An 11,151-nucleotide genomic window follows, 5' to 3' on the forward strand; every position below is an offset into this window, starting at 1 on the left:
GGGGAAAGGGGTTTAAAGACCGCCTTTCCCTTGAGCGTACATGGAGTACATGAAAATATGCTGAAAAAATTGGCTCTTGCCTCGATTCTTTCATTGGCGATGATGGCCCAATCGGCACTAGCTGATACTAAGATAGGGGTGGTGAATCCGGATCGTATTCTTCGAGAAAGTGCCGCGGCGCAGTCGGCTCAAGTGAAACTTGAAAAGGAGTTCGCTTCCCGAGAAAAGTCATTATCTGTATCGGCCAAAGCGCTTAAGGCTGACGTTGAAAAATATCAAAAGCGCGCCTCTAAAATGAGTAACACCGAGCGGATGGCCGAAGAGCGTAAGTTGGCTGATCGTGAACGGTCGCTGCAACGTCGTGAACGTGAATTGCGTGAAGACTTAAACCGTCGCAGAAATGAAGAATTGCAGTCAATTTTGATGCGAAGCAATGAAATTATCCGCGACATCGCCCGCAAGGGAAAATATGACTTGATCGTTCAAGAGGCCGTTTATGTCGGTCCGAACGTGGATATCACCGATCAGGTCATTAAAGCTTTGGGGAAATAAGTTATGACACAAAGAACTGCTTATCCGATTGCTGTTCTCGTGGAAGCGGTGCGCCAGCAATGCGCTGGACGCCTTGCTCAAGAATTGGTCGGCCCTTATGAAGGGGTGGCTGTCAGAAGTATCGGCGCATTAAGCCACGCCAAACCCGACGAAGTGGCATTTTTGGCTAATCCGAAATTTATTCATGAAGTCAAAGACTGCCAGGCTGGCGTCATTGTGCTTCGCAAAGAAGATAAGGAAGCTATTTACGGTGATGAAACGCCGCGCGCGATGGTCATCACCCCCAATCCTTATGCCTGGTTTGCTTTTGCCTTGCAAGTCGTCGAAAAACTTCAAAATCAATTTGCAAGTGGCATTCATCCTCATGCCTCCGTTGCCGTGACGGCTAAAGTTGATCCGACAGCCCGTGTGGATGCCGGTGCTGTTATCGAAGATCACGCAGTGGTTGGAGCGCGCGCTTGGATTGGCGCCAACAGTGTGGTAGGAGTCGGCTCTGTCATCGGGGACGATACGCGCCTGCATCCCAATGTCACCGTTGATCATCACTGCACGATCGGGGCGCGTTGTGTGCTGCAGTCGGGTTGCGTGATCGGTGGCGACGGTTTTGGTTTTGCTCCCTTTGAAGGCGAGTGGGTGAAGATTCCGCAAATCGGTAGTGTTCGAATTGAAGATGACGTGGAAATCGGTGCCAATACCGCTGTCGATCGTGGTGCGCTTGATGACACGGTGATCGGCAAAGGCAGCAAAGTTGATAACTTAATTCAGATCGCGCACAACTGCCGCTTGGGCGAACACTGTGTGATGGCAGGCGCTGCCAGCATGGCAGGATCCACCACGTTGGGTGACCATGTTACTGTCGGTGGCGCAGCCAATATCAACGGCCATATCAAGATTCCGAGCGGAGCGACCATCGGGCCGGCAACGACCGTGATTTCTTATCCGGATGATACGAAACTTATGATGGGCTTTTTCCCTGCGATGCCCAATCGTGAGTTTGAACGCTCAGCTGTAATGATTAAACATTTGCCTGAGATGCGTAAGCGCTTGAGAGCGCTTGAAGCGGCTTTGGCAAAATTAGAAGACAACCAAAAGGAAAAATAAGAAAATGAAATACAACATTCAAGATATTATGAAATATCTTCCGCACCGTTATCCGTTTTTGTTGATTGACCGTGTGGAAAGTGTGTCGGACGACTTGACGACGGCTGTTGTCATCAAAAACATCACGGCCAATGAACCGCAATTCCAAGGCCATTTCCCGGAATGTCCGGTCATGCCCGGTGTTTTGATTATTGAATCCATGGCTCAAGCCTGCGCCGTGTTGGCCTTGGCCCGTTTGACTGAAGAGCAGCGCAATGACGGCTCGCTTTACTTCTTTGCCGGCATCGATAATGCCCGTTTTAAGAAAGTCGTACAGCCCGGCGATCAATTGAAGATTCATTGCCACTTCTTGAAGGACCGCGCCGGTATCGGTAAGTTTGAAGCGACGGCCATGGTTGATGACCAAGTTGCATGTGTGGCCACGATGATGTGCGCCCGCCGCAAGATGGATTAATGTTTCTTTGACGCATGACGTCAAACGCCGGTCTCAAGCATTACTCTGACCGGTAACGATTAACTGAATAGAGGCGAGCCATCATGGCAAAAATTCATCATTTCTCTTTAGTCGATCCTGCCGCTCAATTGGCCGATGACGTTGTTGTCGGACCGTTTTGCGTTGTCGGACCGAAGGTGAAGATCGGTGCGGGTACGGTACTGATTTCCCATGTCAATATCACGGGAAATACAGAAATCGGGGAACGCAACCGCATTTTCCCCAATGCCAGTATCGGCTGTGAGCCCCAGGATAAAAAGTACAAAGGCGAAGATACTCGTTTGGTGATTGGCGATGACAACGTGATTCGTGAACACGTGACGATCGCCACAGGGACCGTTCAGGATCACGGCATTACCGTGGTCGGCAACCGCAATCTCTTTATGGCTAATGTCCACGTTGCCCACGACTGTATCGTGGGTGACGATACGATTTTGGCCAATAACGTCGGTTTAGCCGGTCACTCCATTGTGGCAAGCCGTGCCATTATCGGTGGTCAAGCCGGTGTGCACCAATTCTGCCGTATCGGCGAAGGAGCCATGGTGGGCGGCGGTTCCATCTTGGTGATGGACGTTCCGCCTTTTGTGATCTGTAACGGCAATCCTGCCGAGCCCCATGGTTTGAATGTTGTGGGTCTGCGCCGTGCGGGTTACGACCTGAAAGCGCTTAATGCGTTTAAGGCAGCCTATAAGACCATTTACCGTGACGGTCTTCGCATTCCTGAAGCCATTAAAGTGCTCGACGTGTTGATTACCAATAATCCGCAAGTCGCCCGTGAACTTCAGCTCATGCGTGACTTCATCGCCACGAGTGAACGCGGCATTATTCGCCCGAAGGCTTAATGCACTGATGGCTAAAGACATTGTTTGGCTCGCCGGAGAAACCTCCGGCGACTTCATCGCCTCATTGGTTCTGCCTCAGGTGGCTTCTCTTTACCCGGGTGAGCACATGCTGGGAATCGGGGGCGATCGTATGATTGCCGCCGGTCTTGAGCCTTGGCATCACAGCAGTGTCCTTTCGGTGAGAGGCTACGTCGAGGTTCTCAAAAAGCTTCCTTCCCTTTTAAAGCTCAGGCGCGAGATGAAGCGCCGCGTCGCTCAACTTTCTCCACGCGCCTTTATTGGCGTGGACGCGCCCGACTTTAACTTGTCTATTGAAGAGTATTTAAGGGCCGAAGGACTCAAAACCATTCATTTTGTTTGTCCTTCCATTTGGGCTTGGCGTCCTGAAAGAATCCATCAGATTAAGCGGGCAGTTGATCATATGCTGCTCATCTTTCCCTTTGAGAAGAAGTTGATGGATGAAGCGGGGATTGAATCGACCTATATCGGTCATCCCTTGGCTCGGGAAATTCCGATGCACCCCGACAAAGATGCTGCGAGAGAAAAACTGGGTGTGGACGCCTTGGGGCCGGTATTTGCTGTTTTACCCGGCTCGCGGCAAGCAGAAGTGGCTTGGTGTGGACCTCATTTTTTCGGAGCCTGTGAAAAAGTTCTTCAATTTGACAAACGATCCATTTTCTTGGTGCCGGCCGCTGATGTAGCTCGTGAAGAGCAGATTAAAGCCGTTCTGAATAATTTCCCTAAAGCTAAAGCCGCCACTCGGATTATCCGCTCTGACAGCCATACGGTGATGCAGGCAAGCGATGCGATTTTGGTTGCTTCCGGTACGGCTACGCTAGAAGCGGCGCTCTTTAAACGACCGATGGTGGTGGGTTATGCGATGCCCGGCATCACCGGTATTTTGATGCAAAAGAAAGGCATCATTGATTTTGTGAGCCTGCCCAATATTTTGGCTGGTGAACGATTGGTTCCTGAAATTCTTCAATACTATTGCCGCGCTGAGACACTGGCTTATGCACTGTGGCATGAGTATGAAAGACGCGATGACAGTCGGCTGATGGATCGCTTTACGGCTATGCATGAGTCTTTATTGCGTGATACGCCGAAATTAGCTTGCGATGCCATTGCATCTGTTTGCGGTTCTTAAACCATGTCTGAATCCGATCTTGATTTATTTGCCCCGGAGCAATTCTCAAGGATTGCGGGCGTTGATGAAGTGGGGCGAGGCTGTTTGGCAGGCCCCGTTGTCGCGGCAGCCGTGATTTTAGATCCTAATCGTCCGATTAAGGGATTGCGGGATAGTAAAAAGCTTTCTGCGAAAAAGCGTGATGAACTCGCCGAAGAGATCAAAGAAAAGGCTCTGGCTTGGTCTGTGGCGGCGATGGGGCCTGAGGTGATTGATAAAATCAATATCCTGCAGGCTACCTTGGAAGCGATGAAGTCGGCTGTGGAAAAGCTTCCTGTTGAACCTGATTTTGTTCAGGTGGATGGAAACAAGTTGCCTAAGTGGAAGTGGCTGTCTGAAGCGGTAGTCAAAGGCGATGATAAAGTGGAGTGGATTTCCGCGGCTTCCATTATTGCCAAAACAACCCGTGATGGTTATATGTGCAAAATTGCCGAGCTTTATCCGCAATATGGCTTTGAGCATCATGTGGGTTACGGTACAGCTGAACACATTAAAGCGCTGAAGGCTTATGGGCCTACGCCCATTCATAGAAAAACGTTTGCTCCTGTCAGAGAGGTCATTGATGGACTATCGACTGATTCAAAGTGATTCCAATCCGAAATTTAAGCGTTGGCGAAAATTAGCCGAAAACGCTCGTTTCATAAAAAAGGAAAAGGCAACACTTGCTGAAGGTGCTCACCTTCTTCTGACGATGGCAGAAAGAGGGATTACGCCCGCAGCTCTTTTGCTAAGAAGCGGCGGCATCAGTGACGAAGTGGGTGATGTTGTTGAGAACTACGCCAGAGGAGGCGTTCCCTGCTATGTGTTGGATAACCGTCTCTATGACATGATTTCGCCTGTGGAGCACGGGGCGGGAATCATGGCTGAAGTGGCTATTGTTGAGCGTGAGCTTCCCGTTTCACAAAAAACGGATGTGCTCTATTTGGACGGCGTGCAGGATCCGGGAAACGTCGGTACGCTTATTCGCAGTGCCGTCGCAGCAGGAGTTAAAACCATTGTGGCCAATCGTGAAACGGCAGCCTTATGGTCACCCAAGGCGCTTCGCGCCGGCATGGGTGCTCATTTTGCAGCGGCTATCTATGAAAATGTTGAGCCGCGGGAGCTTGCCGGTGCATTTGATGCCAAGCGTTTAGCGGCTGATGCTCGAGGCGGATCTGATCTCTATGCGACAGCCGATTGGGAAAAGGGAAATGTCGTCTGGATGATGGGGGCTGAGGGACCGGGGTTAAGCGAAGAAGCCCTTACCTGCGCCGATCAGCGCCTTTATATTCCGATTGAACACGATTGTGAGTCGCTGAATGTGGGCGCGGCCGCCGCTGTCTGTCTCTTTGAATTAAGACGGCGCCGACTTTCTTTGAAATCGTTAAAATAGTGCGGTTTAAACCGTGCACTCAATAGCTGTGAAAGTTTTTAATTGCGTTTGTGAATTCGGTCATCAATTTGAGGGTTGGTTTGATTCGGTCGAGAGTTTGGACGAACAAATCAAGGCTCATCTCGTGGCTTGCCCCTATTGTGATACGACGAACGTCAAGCGCGTTCCGACAGCTTCCTATGTTTTAGCTTCAAGAGATAAAGCGAAGACCCAAATATCCGAAAAAGAGCTTGAGGCTGAAATTCGCAGCAAAATGTACACCGCCGCCCGTAAGCTCTTAAAGGGGAGTGAAAATGTGGGTGAGCGCTTTGCGCAGGAAGCTCGGGCTGTTCATCAGGGCAAGGCCCCTATGCGTACGATTCACGGTCGCTGTACGCTTGAAGATGCCGAGGAACTTCTGGATGAAGGCATTAATGTTTTGCCTTTGCCCGAAGGTGTCGTGCACGAAAATAATTAATTGAGGACGTCTTAAAAATGGCTTTATTCGGTCAGCTGACAAAACCGGCAAAGGAGTTGCCGCTCATTGATGTGAGTAATCCTGATATTGTAATGGAGCTTCTTGAAGAGCTCGCCATTACGGTATCGACAAGCGAATGGATTAAAGCCAATGAACCCTATCATCCCGAAGCAGCTGATCTTCATGATCAAGCCCAAGATGTTTACTCTGACCTCTTAGGTATTTTCCAAGGCAAAGTACGTGATAAACGTGTTAACCGCAAAGTGCATTGGGCGGGCGATCCCATTCGAGAACATTTATCGCGTCATGAAGTCAATGTTGAAGGGGATGTGATTGAATTTGCCCTTCAGCGTTTTTTACGTGCTTTCTTGGAGCATGCGCGTGCACCGCAAGAAGGCCGTGAAAGCATTTCACGCAAAGAATACTATGCATTTATGAGCGGTTGGGCGCACTATTTTGCTGGCCTTGCCCCCGATGAAACCCCTCCCGTTGACAATCTTGAGGATGAGGAATAAATCATGGCCGATATGACCAAGGTAAAAAAGGGTATCCGTTTATTCTTAAACATTCTTTTTGTCATTGTGGTGGCCGCCGCGATTATTATGGGCTGGGGTAAAGAAGTGGATGATCCGGACGCTTGGTTTCCGGAATGGGTCGAAGAAAAAGAAGAGCCGGCTCAAGCTCCTGCTCAGGCAGAGCCCGATCTTAAAGCAGAAGCTTCCAAGCAATAAAAAAATCGGCAATATAAGCTGAAAGCGGGGACAGGTCCCCGCTTTTGGTTATTTAATAATTGGCAATAAAGGTTCTTGATCTTCCGCTCCCACTAATGCGCAAGCGGCCAATAAGACTAACTGCGGCCCTTGAAGGATGTCTTGAGCCACAAAGTATTCATCCAACGAGTGGAATTTTTCGGATAATCCGCCCGAACCCAAACAGGCTGAAGGAATATTTTTGCTGATGGGGGCATTGGCATCGGTCGCTGACGGGCAAAATTGCGTCAATTCAATCCCCAAAAGTTTTTGTGCGCAAAGAGCCGTTTGTATAACGGGGCAATCATCGGGACGGGCTCCGGCCGGTCGATCGCCGATTTGTGTTTTAGTGAGCTTGAGCATTCTTTCGGGATCGGTAATGCTCCAGCGTTTGTTTTCTTTAGCCACGCCTTCTTCAAAAGCTTGGAAGATCTGAGCTTCAAGTTTTAAGAGTTCATCATTAGAAATACTTCTGATATCAACATCAACTTCACAGTACGGGGCAATAGTATTCACAGACGTGCCGCCTTTAATTGTTCCGATATTGAAGGTGGTGTAGGGCTCGCTCGGCGGCGTTAACTGATCAATCAGGTGGCCTGCGTGGCACATGGCATGAATGGCGCTCGGGATTTTTCCAAAGTCCATGAAACTGTGACCGCCGGGACCGCTAATGCCAACGCGCCAACGGTGGCAGCCTACGCCGCCCATCACAACGACGCCGGCCGTAAAGGAATCGATGGCCATATAGCCGTCAATGTGTCTGTCGCCATTGCAAATAAATTTGGCTCCACGAATATCGCCGTTGCCTTCTTCTCCCACGGTGCCTACAAAAATGATGTCGCCTTGTGTTTGAATATCGGCTTCGTTAAAGCAGCGGATCAACTGCAGCAAGGCACGAACACCGCTGGTGTTGTCTCCGATACCCGGAGCGTAGTACGTATCATCTTCGCGACGAACCGTGACATCCGTGCCTTCTGGAAAGACAGTATCCATGTGAGCATCGATCACTAACACCGGGCCGTGGCCGTTGCCTTTGCGCACACCGACCACGTTGCCGATGGCGTCAATGGAGACATCCGTTAAACCGTATGCTTTCATGCGGCGGGCGATCTCTTGGGCTCTTTTTTCTTCGTGGAAGGTCGGCGATGGAATTTCACAAATCTCCACTTGCTCTGCCATTGCCTGATCCGTTTGTTTTTGGGCAATATCCAAAGCTTTTTGAATCTTTGAAAGCTCTTTTAGGCTTTGCATGGCAGAGAAAACATTTTGGTCAATGGCAGGAATGTCAGGATGAAGACTGTCGGACATGATCGTTCCTTGAGGAAATTGTTGATGTTGCTAATTTAGCACCGTCGCTAAAAAAGAAACAGATTGATGCTTTGTTTAGGCATCAACCTGTGATTTTCTTTTATTTTGTTCCGCAAGCCCGCTCATTGAGCTGCCACATATCGAGCTGGCGGTAGGCTTCGATCCGCTTTTTCTCCGCCTCAGTGGCTTGACGCATCTTTGTGTAGTCGGTTAAAAAGTCAGTTTTGTCATCAGCCCATGGGTAAAACAGGATGGGTCCTTTCAGACTGTAGACACCTTTTTCATTTATCCACAAAGAGATGTTGTAGCCGAATGCCCTTTGAGGATCGTCAACGGCGGCCAAGAGGTTTCGCCCACCCACGGTGCGATACGTGGCATCCGAAAGACTTAAGGCGTAGAGCGTCGGGAAAATGTCTTTGTGTGATCCTACGCGTTTTTGATCGAAATGAATGTCAACGGCCTTTTTAACATCGTCTGATGCCCACACATAGAAGGGGACGGCGACGTCCTTAAAGGGGCCATCGGTCACAATGGGCTTCATGCCGAGCATCCGATGGTCGGCCGTGGCTCCAATCACCATCGCTCGATTTTTGATGGATTTAAGAGCGGAAATGGTTTGCCCCAATGCATCGGCACTCGACTGATACGTTTGCATGATGGTCAGAAGCGATTGCGCGTAATCGTCGTGGTTGTAATGACGATTAATCACTTCTGGCACCGTGATGGGTTTGGGAGTATAGCCTTCTGGAACATGGTAGGGCGGATGGTTGGAGGTGGAAAGCACCACCATGAAAACGGGCTTATCGGATTTCTTTATCAAATCCTCAGCGAACTTGAAAGCATAGTGGTCGGCTACGCCCCACTCGGTTGTTGAGGATAAACCGAAGGCGTCCATCAGGTGGGTTTGATCATAGACTTCATCAACATGCTGCAGGGGCAGATACTCGTCCATGTTTTCCCATGCTGTTGTACCGGATGTGACAAAAACAGTTCGGTAGCCCGCTTTTTTATAAACCTCAAAAGGCGTGCCGGGCAGGGGAACATTTCGAATTGAGGAAGTGCTCACCTGAGAGACCGGACTTAAGAATAGGAGCTGAGCGACCGATTGAATGGTGTGCAGATCGGCTGACGTAAAACGTTCAAAAACGTAGTCAGACTTAAAATGAGGACGAAGGGCACCCATCAAATCCACTTTGCCTGGCTCGTCATAACTCATCATGTTAAAACCCATGCTTTCCATGATGAAGAAAGCAACGTGAGGCTTGATCTGGGCCAATTGAGTGTTAACCGGTGTTGATTGAGTCAGGGAACTGATCTGAGCGGCCTGCATAAGTTTTTCACCGCGCTTGAGTGAGGCCGGTTCAAATTTCATAGAGTGTTTACGGTCCTGCGCCGCGTAGTAAAGCGCCATCGGAGCGTTTAAAACCAACTCATTGATTTGTTTGACAACCGAGACCTGCGCATTATTGCGTCTTAAAGGATAGCGTGAAGTAAGAGACCCACGGGCAAGAAAGACAAAAGCAATGACACCGACCACGATAAGCGCAATGGCTTTAATGGTTGAGAGCGTATCCCAAAGCGCGCAAGCACTTAATCGAACAAAGATTTTTTTCCATAACCAGAAAAGGGAAACGGTTACCGCGATGACACCCAATGAATTTGAGATGATCGGATAATCCTGCCACACCGTGGTCATGACAGCCTGAGGCTCTTCGTGTAGGAAGTTGAAAACGAAGATGTCGATAGCGGTTTGAAATGTCTGGATGTAGTGAAAGTTACAGACCGAGAGCAAAACGACAGCGAAAAAGGCAAAGATGCTCCAGACCGTCAAAAACTTAATTAAAAGCTTCCAGGTTGCCTTGAAGTAGAAAAGAAAGAGGCAAGCCAGAAGGGGAATAATGGCCAAAATGGCCCCGCTTCGGGCATCAAATCGCAAGCCTAAATACCGCATTCTCCAAACATCATCACTTTGGATCATCTCTGCGGGGACTTCCCTGACGACGATCAGCCAGAAGTAAAGTTCTCGGATGGCCGCCATAAAAACAATGGCAAGGCCCACCAAGACAAAACATTGACATAAAAGCAATAAAAATCGTCCTAGAGGAGAGTCTGGACGATGTATTTTTGGGACAAAGCTCATTTTTCGGTCAAAGTCTATTGTTTTCGACATTTTAGCGAAAAGGCCTTTTAGACGAGGGATTATCAAAGCTTGGTTACAAGAAGGCGCCGTGATTTTTACGGCGCCGTTAAAAGGTGATTATTTGGCAGTGTCGCCCAGCATTGCGTGAGAATCTGAATAATGGATACTCATCGGAGCATTCATCACAATATAGTTCACCATCGGGATTTTGCTGATTTTGGCTTGAGCCGCTGTGAGAGGATCCATGGAGGTGACGCTCGTTTGAGCGGAAGTCCACACCAAACCGAAAAAGCAACACAGGCAAATGAGCCAATTAATTATGTTCACGTGACTCCACAATCCCGAGGTGCTGAAAATCGTCGTCAGTCGATGCCAAAGGCCTAAAAACAAACCTGTGACAAAGAGCGTCATGACGGTATCAAAGAAAATCGGGTAGGAATTTGAATAAGCCGCAAGGTTGGCAAACGGAGCGTTGAAAAAGAGATCGACTTGGGCCGCGTTAAGCGGCAATCCGGTTGCACCTAAAACATGGATATTGGCGCAGGTGCTTGCCATCAGCCAAGCAGCGCTCAACGTTACCCAAACACCAATGATCTTTAAGCATAATCTGAAAAAGGCCGGTCCCAAGGCTCCCAAAAGCGAGACAACAATACCCGGCAGCATCAGATAGTAAGCAAGCTTCGCGTCATATCGAAGTCCGACCATCCAAATATCGATGTATTCATCTTTAACCACTACTTTATCCAAAGCGGTTTGAGTGATAAAGACATCCATGTAAAGTTCGCGGAAAACAAAATTGAGTGCGCAAATCAGTAAGGCAAAAACAGCCAGACTCATGAAAAGCACGAGCACGCGCGCGAAGGGATGCTCCGGACATTGAACGGGAGCAAGAGCCTTGATCGTACGTTGTTGTTTCATTTTTTTATGCAAAATTAAATAAATAGGGAATTT

At 49.1% G+C, this 11,151-nt stretch carries 13 protein-coding genes; 10 read left to right on the top strand and 3 right to left on the bottom strand.

From position 1 onward, the window contains the following. The first annotated feature begins 57 nt into the window (after positions 1-57). The 10 genes from M3080_RS06555 to M3080_RS06600 all read left to right on the top strand — a co-directional run bounded on the left by M3080_RS06555 (position 58) and on the right by M3080_RS06600 (position 6,734). Positions 58-552, top strand: a complete 495-nt coding sequence (locus tag M3080_RS06555) for an OmpH/Skp family outer membrane protein (RefSeq protein ID WP_249092406.1) — start codon at positions 58-60, stop codon at positions 550-552. Between the two features lie 3 nt (positions 553-555). Then, positions 556-1,653, top strand: a complete 1,098-nt coding sequence (gene lpxD, locus M3080_RS06560; protein ID WP_022473333.1) for a UDP-3-O-(3-hydroxymyristoyl)glucosamine N-acyltransferase — start codon at positions 556-558, stop codon at positions 1,651-1,653. Positions 1,654-1,657: 4 nt separating this feature from the next. After that, positions 1,658-2,107: a 3-hydroxyacyl-ACP dehydratase FabZ gene (gene fabZ / locus M3080_RS06565; protein WP_022473334.1), complete on the top strand. Its 450-nt coding sequence runs from the start codon at positions 1,658-1,660 to the stop codon at positions 2,105-2,107. 83 nt (positions 2,108-2,190) lie between these two features. After that, entirely contained in the window at positions 2,191-2,988 is a 798-nt protein-coding gene (gene lpxA / locus M3080_RS06570) for an acyl-ACP--UDP-N-acetylglucosamine O-acyltransferase (RefSeq protein WP_022473335.1), read from the top strand. Between the two features lie 7 nt (positions 2,989-2,995). After that, positions 2,996-4,135 (top strand): lipid-A-disaccharide synthase, encoded by a 1,140-nt coding sequence (gene lpxB, locus M3080_RS06575; RefSeq protein ID WP_249092407.1) that lies wholly within the window; start codon positions 2,996-2,998, stop codon positions 4,133-4,135. A 3-nt stretch (positions 4,136-4,138) separates the two neighbouring features. Continuing rightward, positions 4,139-4,762 (top strand): ribonuclease HII, encoded by a 624-nt coding sequence (gene rnhB, locus M3080_RS06580; RefSeq protein ID WP_249092408.1) that lies wholly within the window; start codon positions 4,139-4,141, stop codon positions 4,760-4,762. Next, on the top strand, positions 4,737-5,546 hold the full coding sequence (locus tag M3080_RS06585) for a TrmH family RNA methyltransferase (protein WP_249092409.1): 810 nt from the start codon (positions 4,737-4,739) through the stop codon (positions 5,544-5,546). Before rnhB ends, M3080_RS06585 begins: the two co-directional genes overlap by 26 nt. Positions 5,547-5,574: 28 nt before the next feature. Beyond that, positions 5,575-6,003 carry a DUF1178 family protein gene (locus M3080_RS06590; protein ID WP_249092410.1) on the top strand — a complete coding sequence of 143 codons (429 nt, stop codon included), beginning with the start codon at positions 5,575-5,577 and terminating at the stop codon, positions 6,001-6,003. A 17-nt stretch (positions 6,004-6,020) separates the two neighbouring features. Next, positions 6,021-6,518, top strand: coding sequence for a hypothetical protein (locus M3080_RS06595; protein WP_249092411.1), 498 nt, complete (start codon positions 6,021-6,023; stop codon positions 6,516-6,518). A 3-nt stretch (positions 6,519-6,521) separates the two neighbouring features. Further along, positions 6,522-6,734: a hypothetical protein gene (locus M3080_RS06600; RefSeq protein ID WP_249092412.1), complete on the top strand. Its 213-nt coding sequence runs from the start codon at positions 6,522-6,524 to the stop codon at positions 6,732-6,734. A gap of 48 nt (positions 6,735-6,782) precedes the next feature. Here M3080_RS06600 and M3080_RS06605 read toward each other — a convergent pair whose 3' ends face one another. From M3080_RS06605 to M3080_RS06615, 3 genes are all read right to left on the bottom strand, one after another. Beyond that, entirely contained in the window at positions 6,783-8,060 is a 1,278-nt protein-coding gene (locus M3080_RS06605; protein WP_249092413.1) for a M20/M25/M40 family metallo-hydrolase, read from the bottom strand. Positions 8,061-8,160: 100 nt separating this feature from the next. Then, positions 8,161-10,230 (bottom strand): LTA synthase family protein, encoded by a 2,070-nt coding sequence (locus tag M3080_RS06610; protein ID WP_249092414.1) that lies wholly within the window; start codon positions 10,228-10,230, stop codon positions 8,161-8,163. Positions 10,231-10,317: 87 nt separating this feature from the next. Continuing rightward, positions 10,318-11,118, bottom strand: a complete 801-nt coding sequence (locus M3080_RS06615) for an LTA synthase family protein (RefSeq protein WP_249092415.1) — start codon at positions 11,116-11,118, stop codon at positions 10,318-10,320. Between the last annotated feature and the right edge of the window lie 33 nt (positions 11,119-11,151).

The organism is Parasutterella secunda, from assembly GCF_023336895.1.
Lineage (GTDB): Bacteria > Pseudomonadota > Gammaproteobacteria > Burkholderiales > Burkholderiaceae_F > Aphodousia > Aphodousia faecalis.

Bases quoted from the DNA above. Each gene is read 5' to 3' on its own strand.
- lpxA (WP_022473335.1), top strand. From the start codon at position 2,191: ATGGCAAAAATTCATCATTTCTCTTTAGTCGATCCTGCCGCTCAATTG.
- M3080_RS06595 (WP_249092411.1), top strand. From the start codon at position 6,021: ATGGCTTTATTCGGTCAGCTGACAAAACCGGCAAAGGAGTTGCCGCTC.
- rnhB (WP_249092408.1), top strand. From the start codon at position 4,139: ATGTCTGAATCCGATCTTGATTTATTTGCCCCGGAGCAATTCTCAAGG.
- M3080_RS06585 (WP_249092409.1), top strand. From the start codon at position 4,737: ATGGACTATCGACTGATTCAAAGTGATTCCAATCCGAAATTTAAGCGT.
- fabZ (WP_022473334.1), top strand. From the start codon at position 1,658: ATGAAATACAACATTCAAGATATTATGAAATATCTTCCGCACCGTTAT.
- lpxB (WP_249092407.1), top strand. From the start codon at position 2,996: ATGGCTAAAGACATTGTTTGGCTCGCCGGAGAAACCTCCGGCGACTTC.
- M3080_RS06555 (WP_249092406.1), top strand. From the start codon at position 58: ATGCTGAAAAAATTGGCTCTTGCCTCGATTCTTTCATTGGCGATGATG.
- lpxD (WP_022473333.1), top strand. From the start codon at position 556: ATGACACAAAGAACTGCTTATCCGATTGCTGTTCTCGTGGAAGCGGTG.
- M3080_RS06615 (WP_249092415.1), bottom strand. From the start codon at position 11,118: ATGAAACAACAACGTACGATCAAGGCTCTTGCTCCCGTTCAATGTCCG.
- M3080_RS06600 (WP_249092412.1), top strand. From the start codon at position 6,522: ATGGCCGATATGACCAAGGTAAAAAAGGGTATCCGTTTATTCTTAAAC.
- M3080_RS06605 (WP_249092413.1), bottom strand. From the start codon at position 8,060: ATGTCCGACAGTCTTCATCCTGACATTCCTGCCATTGACCAAAATGTT.
- M3080_RS06610 (WP_249092414.1), bottom strand. From the start codon at position 10,230: ATGTCGAAAACAATAGACTTTGACCGAAAAATGAGCTTTGTCCCAAAA.